Annotated in this window: 10 protein-coding genes; 5 read left to right on the top strand and 5 right to left on the bottom strand. The window is 62.6% G+C overall.

Annotation, left to right across the window (positions count from 1 at the left end):
* Nucleotides 1–55 precede the first annotated feature (55 nt).
* From hisG to hisS, 3 genes are read right to left on the bottom strand one after another with little or no spacing between them, the layout of a single operon-like run.
* Complete coding sequence (gene hisG, locus B8991_RS10915) at nt 56–748, bottom strand: ATP phosphoribosyltransferase (protein ID WP_084353015.1); 693 nt, start codon at nt 746–748, stop codon at nt 56–58.
* Complete coding sequence (locus B8991_RS10910) at nt 745–1,833, bottom strand: ATP phosphoribosyltransferase regulatory subunit (RefSeq protein WP_084353014.1); 1,089 nt, start codon at nt 1,831–1,833, stop codon at nt 745–747. Before B8991_RS10910 ends, hisG begins: the two co-directional genes overlap by 4 nt.
* Nucleotides 1,830–3,299 (bottom strand): histidine--tRNA ligase, encoded by a 1,470-nt coding sequence (gene hisS, locus B8991_RS10905; protein ID WP_084353013.1) that lies wholly within the window; start codon nt 3,297–3,299, stop codon nt 1,830–1,832. Before hisS ends, B8991_RS10910 begins: the two co-directional genes overlap by 4 nt.
* A 246-nt stretch (nt 3,300–3,545) precedes the next feature.
* Between hisS and B8991_RS10900 the strand changes: the two genes are divergently transcribed.
* Nucleotides 3,546–3,752, top strand: a complete 207-nt coding sequence (locus B8991_RS10900) for a SlyX family protein (RefSeq protein ID WP_412780753.1) — start codon at nt 3,546–3,548, stop codon at nt 3,750–3,752.
* 27 nt (nt 3,753–3,779) lie between these two features.
* On the opposite strand, the gene B8991_RS10895 is transcribed toward B8991_RS10900, so the two are convergent.
* Both B8991_RS10895 and dnaE read right to left on the bottom strand, forming a co-directional pair.
* Entirely contained in the window at nt 3,780–4,508 is a 729-nt protein-coding gene (locus tag B8991_RS10895; RefSeq protein WP_084353012.1) for a hypothetical protein, read from the bottom strand.
* A 139-nt stretch (nt 4,509–4,647) separates the two neighbouring features.
* Nucleotides 4,648–8,238, bottom strand: coding sequence for a DNA polymerase III subunit alpha (dnaE, locus tag B8991_RS10890; protein ID WP_084353046.1), 3,591 nt, complete (start codon nt 8,236–8,238; stop codon nt 4,648–4,650).
* Nucleotides 8,239–8,611: 373 nt separating this feature from the next.
* Between dnaE and xdhA the strand changes: the two genes are divergently transcribed.
* Genes xdhA through B8991_RS10870 form a run of 4 tightly spaced genes read left to right on the top strand, consistent with a single transcriptional unit; the run spans nt 8,612 to nt 14,910 of the window.
* On the top strand, nt 8,612–10,033 hold the full coding sequence (gene xdhA / locus B8991_RS10885; protein WP_084353011.1) for a xanthine dehydrogenase small subunit: 1,422 nt from the start codon (nt 8,612–8,614) through the stop codon (nt 10,031–10,033).
* A complete protein-coding gene (gene xdhB, locus B8991_RS10880) occupies nt 10,030–12,456 on the top strand; it encodes a xanthine dehydrogenase molybdopterin binding subunit (protein ID WP_084353010.1) in 2,427 nt (808 codons plus the stop codon). The genes xdhA and xdhB overlap by 4 nt, the downstream gene beginning before the upstream one ends.
* A complete protein-coding gene (xdhC, locus tag B8991_RS10875) occupies nt 12,446–13,390 on the top strand; it encodes a xanthine dehydrogenase accessory protein XdhC (RefSeq protein WP_084353009.1) in 945 nt (314 codons plus the stop codon). The genes xdhB and xdhC overlap by 11 nt, the downstream gene beginning before the upstream one ends.
* Entirely contained in the window at nt 13,387–14,910 is a 1,524-nt protein-coding gene (locus B8991_RS10870) for an ABC transporter ATP-binding protein (protein ID WP_084353008.1), read from the top strand. Before xdhC ends, B8991_RS10870 begins: the two co-directional genes overlap by 4 nt.
* Nucleotides 14,911–14,929: the final 19 nt, after the last annotated feature.

Here is a 14,929-nt window from a genome sequence, read left to right as displayed (position 1 = left end):
GCCAGGCGCTGAACAGCCCATGCGGCGCATTCAACTAAAGGTCCCTTGCCTGTCCCTAAAGGCCAAGCTTGTCCAGCAACTGCTTCAATGCCGCGCGTTCCGCCACGGCCTTCTGCGCTTTGCGGCTGCGAAACAGCGTCGCCTGTGATCGCAGGATCGGCCCGTCTCCCAAGATCTTGAGGTGGTTCGCGCGCAGCGTCTCGCCGGTCGAGGTAATATCGGCAATCGCCTCTGCCGTCAGGTTCTTAACCGTGCCTTCGGTGGCCCCCTGACTGTCGACAAGCTGGTAATCGGCCACGCCGCCTGCGCGCAGGTAGTCCCGCACGAGGCGGTGATATTTTGTTGCAATGCGCAGCCTGTGGCCATGTTCGGCCCGAAACGCCGAGGCCGCCGCATCAAGATCATCCAGACAATCGACATCCACCCAGCAACTCGGCACCGCGACAATCAGATCGGCAAATCCGAAACCAAGCGCGGCCATCTCTTCGACCTGCTGATCCCATTGCACCAGCTTCTCGCGGACAAGATCAGTACCGGTCACGCCAAGATGCAACCGCCCCGCCGCAAGTTCGCGCGGAATCTCTCCCGCCGAGAGCAGCACAAGCTGCACGCCGTCCACTCCGTCGACCTTGCCGGAATATTCGCGTTCCGACCCGGTGCGAGACAAGGTCACGCCGCGCTCGCCGAACCAGTCGAACGTCTTTTCCATCAACCGCCCCTTGGACGGCACACCCAGTTTGACGGTCATTGCCCGCCTCCCAGAATTTCGATCAATCCAGCCCGGATCACGCCCCCGACCGCCGGAATCTCGGCCCCGTTACCCAGCCTACGGGTCAGCGCGTCATATCGCCCGCCGGTCGCTACCGGCGGCAGATCGGGACGTCCGGCAGCGTAAAAACCAAAGACGAACCCATCGTAATATTCCATCGAGGTACGGCCATAGCTGGCTTCGAAATCAAGGTGTTCGATGTCGATCCCGCGTTTGTCCAGCGCGTCGATCCGGCGCGCAAACCGGTCCAGCGCGCCCGAAATAGCGGGCAGGTCCACTGCAATGTCGCGCAACCGTTCCAGCGCAAATGGACAGGTTTCACGCACCGCCAAAACCGCGTCGAGCGCGGCGACCTGTGCCTCGGACAGCGGGCGATCCTGCGCATCCTCGCGCAGCGCCTCGATACGCGCCGAGATTTCCGCCGGGCTGCGCAGTCCGATCATCGGGCCGGCATCTGCCAACGCATCTTCGGCGCGGAGCAGCGCCGCACGCGACGCAGGCACGGGACTGCGCCCCGCGAACCGATCCAGAAGCGCCCGAAAGCGCCGGGGCCGCCAGATATGCCGCATCAGCGCGGCACGACGCCGCGCGCTGGTGTCCAGCCCTTCGACCGCGGCCATCAGGATGCCGATATCGCCAGTTGCCGGGTGCAGCCCCAACGGCGCAAGCGCGGTGTGAAACAGCGCAAACACCTCTGCGTCGGCGGCGTCCGGATCCACACGATCGAACACCTCATAGCCGACCTGGATATATTCGTTCTCGCGCTCGGGGTGGTCCTCCTGACGGCGAAACACCTCCCCGGCGTAAGTATAGCGCGCGGGCTCCGCCCCGCCTGTCATGTGCATCTGCACCACCGGCACGGTGAAATCCGGACGCAACATCTGCTCGCCGCGTGACGGGTCCTGCGTGACATAAGCCCGTCCGCGAATATCCTCGCCGTAAAGATCCAGCAGAACCTCGGCGGGTTGCAGAATGCCGCAATCCACACGCTGCGCGCCGGCCTGTTCGAAAAGCGCCAGCAGCCGCGCAGCTTCGGCGCGGGTCACAGAAGACGGGACACTCATTGCTGCTCCAGGATCTCGCGGACCTTCGCCACCAGATCGCCGCGAGCGACCTCGTATTGCGAGGGGCGTTCCTTCCACTCTTCCAACGTCGCGTTCTCGGCCATCTGCTTGCCGAGGATCAGATCCTTGATCTGCACGACGCCCTGCGCCTTCTCGTCACCGCCCTCGATCACCGCGACAGGCGAGTTGCGCTTGTCCGCGTATTTCAACTGGTTGCCGAAGTTCTTGGGATTGCCAAGGTAGACCTCTGCCCGGATACCGGCCGCCCGCAGTTCCGCCACCATCGCCTGATAATCGGCCATGCGGTCGCGGTCCATCACGGTCACGACGACCGGCCCGGACTCAACGCTTTGAATCCGGCCCTTTTCACGCAGCGCCGCCAGCAGCCGGTCCACCCCGATGGAAACGCCCGTCGCAGGCACTTCCTGCCCGGTAAAGCGCTTGACGAGGTCATCATAACGCCCACCCCCGGCAACAGAGCCAAACTGACGCTTGCGCCCCTTCTCGTCGAGGATTTCAAACGTCAGCTCCGCTTCGAACACCGGCCCGGTGTAATAGCCAAGCCCGCGCACGACGGACGGGTCAATCACGATCCGGTCGGGGCCGTAGCCCTGGGCTACCAGAAGGTCAGCAATCTGCCGGAGTTCATCAACGCCTTCAGCACCTATCAAGGACTCCCCAATCGCCGCGCGCAATTTCGTCAGGGTCGCTGCCGCGTCTGCGCCCTTGGATGTCAGAAAGGCCAACACTGGTTCGGCCTGCTCAACGCTCAGACCGACTCCATCGATATAGGCGCCAGAGGCATCCAGCCTCCCCTTGCCCAACAGCTCGCGCACGCCCGCCTCGCCCACCTTATCGAACTTGTCGATGGTCCGCAGAACCGCGTCACGCTGGCCATCATCGGAAAGCCCCATGCATTCCAGAACCCCGTTCAAAACTTTGCGGTTATTGACCCGCACGATGTAATCCCCGCGGGGTATGCCCACATCCTCCAGCACATCCGACAGCATCGCGCAAATCTCGGCATCAGCAGCTACCGACGCCGCCCCGACCGTATCCGCGTCGCATTGATAGAATTGCCGATATCGTCCCGGCCCCGGCTTTTCATTGCGCCAGACCGGCCCCATCGCATAGCGACGGTAAGGCAGCGGCAGATCGTTGCGGTGCTGGGCGTAGACGCGCGCAAGCGGTGCCGTCAGATCATAGCGCAGCGCGACCCAGGCGTCATCCTCGTCCTGCCAGGCAAAGACACCCTCGTTCGGGCGGTCCACATCGGGCAGGAACTTGCCCAACGCCTCGACGGTCTCTACCGCACTGCTTTCCAGCGCATCGAACCCGTAGCGATGATACACCCCGGCAATCTTTGACAGCATCGCGGCGCGGTCACTGACCTCTGCACCGAAATAGTCGCGGAACCCCTTGGGGGTGACCGCCTTGGGACGGGGTTGTTTCTTCACTTTCGCCATGGCGTGCATCCGGCTCCAACTCATGCGCCGCCCGTGTAGCCGCTCGTTCCGACAGGGGCAAGCAATGCGATACGTCCGGAGATTTGGCCACCGGGGGAGGTCGCGGCACGCGCCGGGGGCAGGATGCCCCAACTGCGTGTACGCAAATTGTAAACTGTGTGCGCGGCACGCGCACTCCGCGAGGTCACGCGCCGCCGATTGCACAAGCCGCAAGCCCGCGCTATGGCACGGACGAAAGGATCCCCCATGCCCACGGAAATCGAGACCCTTCAGGAAAAGCTCGCCCATATGATGCGCGCCCTCGACGATCTGTCTGAGGTCGTGGCCCGTCAGGATACGGAAATCGCCACGCTGACCCGGCGGGTCGAAATGCTGATGCAGCGCGAAGCCGGGCGCGAGGCCGAAGGCACCGGCGGTGTCGTCCTTGGGGATGAACGTCCGCCACATTACTGAGGCGGACATGATTGAGACGGACGAGGCTCAGCGGCCTTTCATTCCCTGCGCCAGCAGCTCTCCATCATGCAGAAGCAGTTCGGCCCAGCGGGGGTTGCTGGCGAAATTCTCGTAGATCGTGACAAAGACGGTGTTCTTCTCCATCCGCGCGATCCCTCTGCCACAAGGTTTGCCGCGCGCCGCACCACACACCCTGCGTTTGAGCGTCTCATACGCCTCGTCCGTGGCCGAGACGGGTTGAGATTCCGCGGGCAATCCATAGCGCAGCTGCTCGTGCATCGAAGGCGATCCGAACATCACCAGCGCCCCGGTGATCTGCCTTGCGCATTGGTCGTCAAACCCGGTCACATAAAAACTATGTGGCGCCGTCGATCCCGGCGCACTGTCATACAACGTGTATCCGCGGCCACGTTCCGGGTGGCGGGCGATGGCCTTTCCCAGTTTGCGGTCGGACACGCCGCACAGCACGCCCACCTCGCCATATGGCAGGGTCTGCCCGTTACTCACTGTGCCGCCCTGGGTCGCCCCCTTGGCAGATCCGCCTTCGAAGAACCGCGAAAAGAAACCGCCTTCGGGCCGCGATTCCGCCGGGGCGGGCAGCGCTTCGACCATCGTGGCATCTTCGGCAATATCCACATCTTCCAGCCGTCCCACCTGTTCCAGTGGGTCGGCGCAAGCTGCGAGCGTCAGGGTCGCCGCGATCGCAAGAAACAGTCTTCTCAAAGCAACATCCATCCCGTTCAGAAATTCAAACATAGCGTAACGCCCCCGACCGGGTCCAGCGAACCGGCGGAGTTCCGCGGGTTCTGTCACCAGCAAGCGGTTCCACCCGACGACGAAGTCATTGGGCACGACTTGCGCGGGACGCCGCCACTTCGTTCAGCCCCGCTACGGACTAAAGCTCCTCGACAGCCATCACGCCGCCCAAGCTTTTGATCGCGCCTTTGATCTCGGGCGTGATCGGAAACTGGCGCTCCAGATCAATCTCCACCTCGCCCGGCAGCCCTGCATCCATCAGACACAGCTGGATGGGTCCGCGCGCGGCACGTTCCATCTGGCCCGACGCGTTTTCCAGAACCTGCGCCACAGCCGCGATGGCGACAGCCTCCTCGACGAAGATCCGCAACCCCGCGCTGCCCGCGTCGATGACCATGTCGTCCATCTTCGCGGCTGACCTGATGGTTGGATCGAACTGCCCGTCATTGAACCGAGCCTCGAGCGTGACGATTACCTTGTCGGTGGATTCGAACACTTGCCGGGCAGCGGTCAGGTCCTTTTCCTCGCGTGCGAACATCGCGATGCCTGCCAGTTGGCCTGTCGGATCAGAAATATTCATCCGGAAATACCGTGACCCGCGCGAGGATTTCATCTCGCGAAACCCCGACACCATGACGCCCACCCTGACGACGGCCGCGCCGTCCTGCTCTGCCTTGGCCTGCGCATCGGCAATTGTCGAGACGCCCTTTCGCTTCAAAGCTGCTGCATAGTCATCCAGCGGATGCCCTGACAGGAAAAAGCCGATGGCTTTTTGCTCTTCCATCAAGCGTTCCGACGCGACCCAGTCGGCCACCGGGCTCAGCCGCGGTTCCGGCAAATCCTCGCCCGCCTCGCCAAACAGCGACACCTGAGCCGAAGCTTTCTGTTCATGGATCGCTGCCGAATAAGCAACCAGCGCATCAAGGCTGTCGAAAACCTTACGCCGGTTGGGGTCGAGTTGATCAAATCCACCGGCCCGCGCCAGCATCTCCAGCGCCCGTTTCCCGACACGTTTCAGATCCACCCGCCGCGCAAAATCGAAGAGCGTCGAGAACGGCTTGCCCTGCCCGCCCCGGACGTGATCCGGGGCCTCTGCCGCGAGGTCCCGGGTCGGGCCCGGGACAGGTGCCGCCTCGCCACAGCGCGCGTTCACGATCATCTGCATAGCATCGCCGCCGACGTTCTTGAGCGCCCCCAGCGCGTAGACCAACTGCTGATCGACCACGTCAAAACCCGCTTGCGAGCGGTTCACGCAGGGAGGGACGATAGCAATATCCAGTCCGCGCCGGACCTCTTCGGCATAGACCGCCAGCTTTTCCGTCAGGTGGATATCGCAATTCATCACACCGGCCATGAATTCGACCGGATGGTTCGCCTTCAGCCAGCCGGTCTGGTAGCTGACCACCGCATAGGCCGCCGCGTGGGATTTGTTGAAGCCGTAATTCGCGAATTTTTCCAGCAGGTCGAACACCTCGCTGGCCTTTTTCTTGTCGACGCCGTTCTTCGCCGCCCCCGCCTCGAATTTCGGGCGCTCGGCATCCATCGCCTCCTTGATCTTCTTGCCCATCGCACGGCGCAGCAGGTCGGCACCGCCAAGGCTGTATCCCGCCATTTCCTGCGCGATCTGCATCACCTGTTCCTGGTACACGATGATGCCCTGCGTTTCCGCCAGGATGTGATCGATCGACGGATGGATGCTTTCGAGGTCTTTGCGGCCGTGCTTTACATCGCAATAGGTCGGGATATTCTCCATCGGGCCGGGACGGTAGAGCGCCACCAGAGCCACGATATCCTCGATACAGGTGGGTTTCATCTGCCGCAGCGCGGACATCATGCCGGAACTTTCCACCTGGAACACGGCGACGGTCCTGGCCGCCGCATAGAGCTTGTAGGTCTTTTCATCTTCCAGCGGGATGAGGTTCATCTGGTTTTCGGCACCGGGGGCGGGTTCATATAGCTGCGTCCCGTCGGCCGCCACATGCAAGGGGCGGCCCGATTTCTGGATCAGGTCGACGGCGTTCTGGATCACCGTCAGTGTTTTCAGCCCCAGAAAGTCGAATTTCACCAGTCCCGCCTGTTCGACCCATTTCATGTTGAACTGCGTGGCCGGCATATCGGACCGGGGATCCTGATAGAGCGGCACAAGCTCGTCAATCGGGCGGTCGCCGATCACAACGCCGGCCGCGTGGGTCGAGGCGTTGCGCAATAATCCTTCGACCTGCTGGCCGTAGTCCAGAAGCCGGGCAACGACCTCTTCATTGCGGGCTTCTTCGCGCAGGCGCGGCTCGTCGGTCAGGGCCTGTTCGATCGAGACGGGTTTCACGCCCTCGACCGGGATCATCTTGGACAGCCGATCCACCTGACCGTATGGCATCTGCAAGACGCGGCCGATATCGCGCACCGCCGCCTTGGACAGAAGCGCGCCGAAGGTGATGATCTGCCCCACCTTGTCGCGGCCGTATTTCTGCTGGACGTATTGGATGACTTCTTCACGCCGGTCCATGCAGAAATCGATGTCGAAGTCGGGCATGCTGACGCGTTCCGGGTTCAGGAACCGTTCGAACAGCAGCGAATATCGCAAGGGATCAAGGTCCGTCACAGTCAGCGCGTAAGCCACGAGCGAGCCCGCACCGGACCCGCGCCCCGGACCCACCGGAATATCGTGATCCTTACCCCATTTGATAAAGTCGGCAACGATCAGGAAATAGCCCGGAAAGCCCATGCCCTCGATGATATCAAGTTCGAAATCCAACCGCTTCTGATACTCTTCAACCGAAGCGGCATGCGGGATCACCGCCAGCCGTGCCTGCAACCCGGCATTGGCCTGGCGGCGCAGTTCCTCGACCTCGTCATCGGCAAATTTCGGCAGGATCGGGTCGCGCCTGTAAGCCATGAAGGCGCAGCGCTTCGCGATTTCGACGGTGTTTTCAATTGCCTCAGGCAGATCCGCGAACAGCGTGACCATCTCTTGCTGCGATTTGAAATAATGCTGCGCGGTCAGGCGGCGGCGCGGTGCCTGCTGATCGACGTAAGAGCCTTCGGCAATGCAGATCAGCGCGTCATGCGCCTCGTACATTTCGGGTTTGGGGAAATGCACGTCATTGGTGGCAACCAGCGGGATATTCATCGCATAGGCCATCTCGACATGGCCGCGTTCGGTCAGGCGCTCTTTTTCGGGCAGGCCGCCTTCGCCGGGATGGCGCTGCAACTCCACATACAGCCCGTCGGCAAAGATCTTGTGCAGCCGTTGCATCAGTTCTTGCGCCGCGGGGCGATGCCCCTGTTGCAGCAGCAAACCCACCGGTCCATCCGGCCCGCCTGACAGGCAGATCAGCCCTTCGGCATGGCGGTCCAGATCCTCCAGCGTGACATGCGGCAGCGCCCCGTCGCCGCGCAGGTAGAGGCAACTGTTGAGCTTCATCAGGTTTTCGTAACCACGTTCGTTCTGCGCCAGCAGCACCAGAGGCGCCGGGTCTCGCATCCGCTCGCCCGGCGCGGGTGTCGCGAATTGCAGATCTACCTGACAGCCGATGATCGGCTGGATGCCTGCCCCGCTGGCCGTGACCGAAAATTCAAGCGCCGCGAACAGGTTGTTTCTGTCCGTCACCGCGACGGCGGGCATGCCTGCCGCTTTGCACAGCTCCGGCAGTTTTTTTAGCCGAACCGCGCCCTCCAGAAGCGAGTATTCGGTATGGACGCGAAGGTGGATGAATCGGGGATCATTGCTCATGGGGGCACGATATGGGGCGGCGCGCGTGGCGGAAACCCCAAATCCCAGACCCGCTGTCATTGTGATAAAGCCAAGCGACAGGTTTTCCGTTTCGTTAAGCTAACTGAATCCTATGCAATTTCTGCATAGGATTGCGGCCAAGACTTGATCTTTGTAATGACTCCTCTCCAAACACCTCTGCATTTTCTGAACGGCGACCTCATACAAACATGGTAGTTGTCCGGCTTCTCCGCAGTTGTCGCCACTTTTTCCTTGCCAAGCCGATTTCCTCCTGACTAGCCTGTATAATGAAACAATCAGGCCCACGCACCTTCTACGCCGCATCGAGGGCGCGCTTCATGGGGGCATCAGGGTAAGGCGGCAGGTTTTCAAAATGAACATCACGTTTCTTCTGAACGGAGAGACCGTGTCCGCCCCGGCGGTGCCCGCGACGGCCACATTCCTGGATTGGCTGCGCGAGAGCCAGCATCTCACCGGCACAAAGGAAGGCTGCAACGAAGGCGATTGCGGTGCCTGCACCGTCATGGTCACGGATGATCGGGGCACGCATGCGCTCAATGCCTGCATCCTTCTTTTGCCGCAATTGCATGGCAAGGCTGTGCGCACGGTCGAAGGGCTGGCCACGGATGGCGTGCTGCACCCGGTGCAACAATCGATGGTCGACCATCACGGCAGCCAGTGCGGCTTCTGTACGCCGGGCTTTGTGGTCGCAATGGCGACCAGCCATGCCAATGAAGAGACCGATCACGCAACCGCGCTTGCAGGCAACCTGTGTCGCTGCACCGGCTATGCCCCCATCCTGCGCGCCGCAAAAGCGGCCGAGGCTCAGGCAAAACCCGCATGGCTCAAGACAGATCGGGACTACGCGCTGGCCGATACTGGGTCCGACACATCCTCCCCCGCGCCGGAGGGCGATCAGCCCGACGCGAGCGCGGAGGCGGCCGCGGCTCTGCCGGGGTCCTCCGACGCGCTCGCCGCCCTTTTGCTGGAACATCCCGAAACCACGCTGATCGCTGGTGCCACAGATGTCGGTCTCTGGGTCACGAAACAGCTGCGCGAACTGCCGCGCACGGCCTTCCTGCATCTTTGCCGCGATCTGCAAGACATCGACATCACCGATGACACCCTCCGCATCGGCGCCGCCGTCACCATGGACCGCGTTCTGACGTTAATGGAGGACCACCACCCCTCCTATGCCGCGATGATCCGCCGCTACGGCTCTGCCCAGGTCCGGGCGGCAGCGACCATCGGCGGCAATATCGCCAATGGCTCGCCCATCGGGGACAACCCGCCGGCGCTGATCGCGCTTGACGCGACGCTGCATCTTCGCCGGGGCGACACGCGCCGCGACCTGCCCATCGAGGCGTTCTTTCTGGATTACGGCAAACAGGACCGCGCCGAGTCCGAATTTGTCGAGGCCGTCAGCATTCCGCGCCAACCCGACCGGCTGAAATGCTACAAACTGTCGAAACGGTTCGATCAGGACATCTCGGCTGTCTGTGGCTGTTTCAGCCTCACCATAGAGGACCAGACCGTCACCGACGCGCGTATTGCTTTCGGGGGCATGGCCGGCACTCCGAAACGGGCCGCTGCGCTGGAAACCGCCCTTATCGGACAACCTTGGACCCGCGAGGCGGTTGTCGACGCAATGCCGGAACTGGACAATGATTTCGAGCCGATGTCCGACATGCGCGCCAGCGCCGCCTACAGGCTGGATGCCGCGCGCAACATGATCCTGCGATATTTTCTGGAGGATGCATCCGGCCTTTGCACAATCTCTGAGGTGACGCCATGAGTGTGACCAAACCTCTGCCCCACGATTCCGCCGCGCTGCATGTTCAGGGCACGGCGCGCTATATAGACGACATTCCCAGCCCGGTCGGCACGCTGCACCTTGCTTTTGGCCTGTCGGAAATTGCCTCTGGCCGCATTACCGCGATTGATCTTGCCGCGGTGCGCAGCGCCTCCGGCGTGGTGGCGGTGCTCGAAGCAGGCGATCTGCCCTTTGACAACGATGTGTCTCCCTCTATCCATGACGAGCCGCTGCTTTCCGGCAAATCGGTGCATTACGTCGGCCAGCCGATCTTCATGGTCGTGGCGACCAGCCATCTTGCAGCCCGCAAGGCCGCTCGTTTGGCTCAAATCGACTATCAGGAACGAGACGCCATCCTGACCATCGAAGACGCTTTGGACGCCGATGCGCGTTTCGAGGAAGGTCCGCGGATCTGGGAAAAGGGCGACGCCGAAGAGGCAATCGATAGCGCCCCGCACCGCGTCGAGGGCCGGATCGAGATGGGCGGGCAAGAGCATTTCTACCTTGAAGGTCAGGCCGCCATGGCCTGGCCGCAGGAAAGCGGCGACATGCTGGTGATGAGTTCCACCCAGCATCCGACCGAAATCCAGCACAAGGTGGCCGAGGCCATCGGAAAGCCCATGCATGCCGTACGGGTGGAAACCCGCCGTATGGGCGGCGGATTTGGCGGCAAGGAAAGCCAGGGCAACGCGCTCGCCGTTGCCTGCGCCGTGGCCGCGCGCCTGACCGGCAAGCCCTGCAAGATGCGCTATGACCGCGATGACGACATGACCATCACCGGCAAGCGTCACGATTTCCGCATCGACTATCGCGCGGGCTTTGACGAGGACGGCGTTCTGACCGGTGTGGAGTTCCTGCAATACACCCGCTGTGGCTGGGCGCAGGACTTGTCATTGCCCGTCGCTGACCGGGCGATGCTGCATGCCGACAACGCCTATAATCTGCCCGCCGCCCGGATCGAAAGCCACCGTTTGCGCACCAATACCCAATCCGCCACCGCCTTTCGCGGCTTTGGGGGGCCGCAGGGCATGGTGGGGATAGAGCGTGTCATGGATCACGTCTCGCATGATCTGGGACTCGACCCGGCGCAGATCCGTCAACGGAACTACTATGCAGCGAATTCCGACGCGGGTAAGACCGGCCCGACTGAGCCAGAGACAAGCCCCCCTGAAAACCTCCCCAAACCGGAAAACGCGGATGTGGATGTCGCATCCCGCGGCGCTGTCGGGGCAGTCGCACAAAACGGCGTGGCCCCAGATCCGGGGGGGCATCAAACCACCCCATATGGCCAACCGGTCGAGGATTTCATTCTGCATAAGATGACCGACGCGCTGCTGGAAAGCTCTGACTATAACCAGCGGCGGGCGCGTGTCGCGGAATGGAACGCCCAGAATGACGTACTGAAGCGTGGCATCGCAATGACGCCGGTGAAGTTCGGGATTTCCTTCACGCTCACGCATCTCAATCAAGCGGGCGCGTTGGTGCATGTCTATCAGGACGGCTCTGTTCATCTGAACCATGGCGGCACAGAGATGGGCCAGGGGCTGTTCCAGAAGGTGGCGCAGGTCGCCGCCGCACGATTTGGCATCCCGCTGGAAGCGGTGAAGATCACCGCGACCGATACCGGCAAGGTCCCCAATACCTCGGCCACTGCGGCCTCGTCCGGGTCTGATCTGAACGGCATGGCGGTCAAGGCCGCCTGTGACGAAATTGCCGGGCGCATCGCGGCCCATCTGGGCGGATTGCATCAGGTGCCCGTCGAAAAGGTGCGCTTTGCCGATGGGCGCGTGTTCGTTGCAGAGGAATCCTATGCCTTCGAAGACGCCGTCATGCTGTCCTATGAGGCACGGATCAGCCTGTCCGCCACGGGGTTCTACAAGACGCCCAAGGTGCAATGGGACCGGATCAAAGGTCAGGGGCGCCCGTTCTTCTACTTTGCCTATGGGGTGGCGGTCAGCGAGGTGGTGATCGACACTTTCACTGGCGAATACCGCATCCTGCGCGCCGATATTTTGCACGATTGCGGTGCCTCGCTGAACCCGGCCATCGACATAGGCCAGATCGAGGGCGGCTATGTGCAGGGCGCAGGATGGCTGACCACGGAAGAGCTGGTCTGGGATGACAAGGGCCGACTGCGCACCCATGCGCCATCGACCTACAAGATCCCGGCAGCGGGCGATTTGCCCGAGGTTTTCAACGTAGCACTTTGGGACGGCGACAACCGCGAGGACACGATCTACCGCTCCAAGGCCGTGGGCGAGCCCCCCTTGATGCTGGGAATTTCCGCTCTGATGGCGCTTTCAGACGCGGTGGCAGCCTGCGGAACGGCCTATCCGGCGCTGGACGCACCAGCAACACCCGAACGGGTGCTTGCGGCGGTGCAAAGGGTCCGTGATGGCGTTTGACCTGCACGGATTGCGAAACGCGGTAACGTCGCATGGCAGCGTCGCGCGGGTGGTCGTGGCCGATACTGCCGGATCGACGCCCCGCGAACAGGGCGCGGCGATGCTTGTCTGGACTGATGGGCAATCCGGGACCATCGGCGGCGGAGAGTTGGAATACCGCGCCGCAAAAGAAGCCCGCGCGATGCTGGAAACGGGCGGCGACAATGAGGTGCGTCACGCGCTTGGCCCATCGCTTGGACAATGCTGCGGCGGCGCAACCGTTCTGCGGACCGAGATTTACGATATGGTCCGCGTGGACACGCTTAGCGACGATGTCATTGCACGCGGTCCCGGCGAGATACCCCTCTCGGTCCGACACCTGCTGGCAGCGGCCCGCAGCCAAGGACGCCAACCAGAGGTGCAACGCCTTGACGGTTGGCTGATCGAGCCGGTTGTCCGGCCACAAATCCGGCTGTGGATCTGGGGCGCAGGCCATGTTGGCCGCGCGCTGACGCAGGTTCTGGCCCCTCTGCCCGGCATGGCGATCACCTGGGTGGACACAGGACCGGAACGCTTTCCCGATAACGTGCCCGCCAGTGTCGAAATATTGCCCGCCGCAAAACCTGAACTGCTGGTGCCCCACGCCCCGAAAGACGCCCATCACCTGATTCTGACCTTCTCGCACGCGCTGGACCTGGAACTGTGCCACCGTCTGCTTGGCCACGGATTCGCCAGCGCGGGGCTGATCGGCTCTGCCACGAAATGGGCGCGGTTTCGCAGCCGTCTGGCGGCATTGGGCCATGCAAAAGCCTCAATTTCGCGCATAGATTGCCCGATTGGCGACACGACGTTGGGGAAACATCCGCAGGCGATTGCGGTCGGCGTCGCAGCGGCCATACTGGCGCGCGACACAGCAACAGCGTGCCGCAGCGGCGTAAAGGACAATTGTGCATGAATGACGTGCTTCTCGGGCTAGAAGGTCTGACAAAGGCCTATCCCGGCGTGGTGGCCAATGACGATGTGTCCTTCGACATCCGCGAAGGCGAGATCCATGCGCTGCTGGGTGAAAACGGCGCGGGCAAGTCGACGCTGGTCAAGATGATCTACGGGCTGGTCAAACCCGACAGCGGCACGATGACGCTGCGCGGCGCGGCGTTTGAACCGGCAGAGCCGCGCGCCGCGCGGGCCGCAGGCGTGGCGATGGTTTTTCAGCATTTTTCGCTGTTCGATGCGCTCAGCGTTGCCGAAAACGTGGCGCTAGGTATGGAAAACCCGCCAAAACCGCGTGATCTGGCACGGCAGATCCGCGAGGTTTCGGAAACCTACGGCTTGCCGCTGGACCCCGGACGCACCGTCGGTACGCTGTCCGCCGGAGAACGCCAGCGGGTCGAGATCATTCGCTGCCTGCTACAGGATCCCAAACTGCTGATCATGGACGAGCCGACGTCTGTCCTGACGCCGCAAGAGGTGGAGATCCTGTTCGAAACCCTCCGAAAACTGGCCTCCGAGGGCACGGCAATCCTGTATATCAGCCACAAGCTGGAAGAGATCCGCAGCCTGTGCGACCACGCCACCATCCTGCGGCTCGGCAAAAAGGTGGCGACCTGCACCCCGGCCGAGGCTTCGGCGCGTGAGCTGGCCGAGATGATGGTGGGTGCCAGTTTCGAGACGCCGCAAAAAGCCGACAGGCCATTGGGCGAGGTGATGCTGGATGTGCGCGGTCTGTCCCTGCCCGCCCCCGGTGCCTTTGGCACGCCGCTGCGCGAAATAAGCTTTCAGGTCCGCGCGGGCGAGGTGCTGGGCCTTGGCGGGGTGGCGGGCAACGGTCAGGATGAATTGCTGGCGGCCCTGTCGGGCGAACGCACCACCGGGGCCGATGTCATCCGGCTGCGCGATCAACCGATTGGCAATATGGGACCGACGGAACGCCGCGCGCTTGGCGTGCTCAGCGGCCCCGAAGAACGGCTGGGCCACGCCGCCGCCCCGGATATGAGCCTGGTCGAGAACGCCGTTCTGACCGGCGCGGACCGCATGGGGCTGCTGTCTGGCGGCTTTATCAACTGGCCCAAGTCCAAGGGTTTTGCCGAAGACGTCATTCGCACCTTCGACGTCCGCACCCCCGGATCGGGCACAGCGGCGCGGGCACTATCGGGCGGCAATTTGCAGAAGTTCGTCATTGGCCGCGAGGTACTGCAATCGCCTGAGGTGCTGATCGTGAACCAACCTACATGGGGCGTCGATGCCGCCGCCGCTGCGGCCATCCGGCAGGCGCTTTTGAACCTTGCCGCCAACGGGGCCGCACTGGTGGTCATCAGCCAGGATCTGGACGAGCTGATGGAGGTCAGCGACCGCTTTGGCGCGCTTAACGAAGGCCGCCTGTCGGACTTGCGCCCGGTTGACGGGCTGACGGTGGAAGAGATCGGGCTGATGATGGGCGGCGCGCATGATATGGAGGTGGCCCATGTTGACGCGTAACCATCCGCAAACCGGCATG

Source organism: Primorskyibacter flagellatus, from assembly GCF_900176485.1.
In the GTDB taxonomy this organism is placed as follows: Bacteria; Pseudomonadota; Alphaproteobacteria; order Rhodobacterales; family Rhodobacteraceae; genus Primorskyibacter; species Primorskyibacter flagellatus.
The sequence above is the reverse complement of the archived record's forward strand: the minus strand, read 5'-3'. Positions and strand labels throughout refer to the sequence as shown.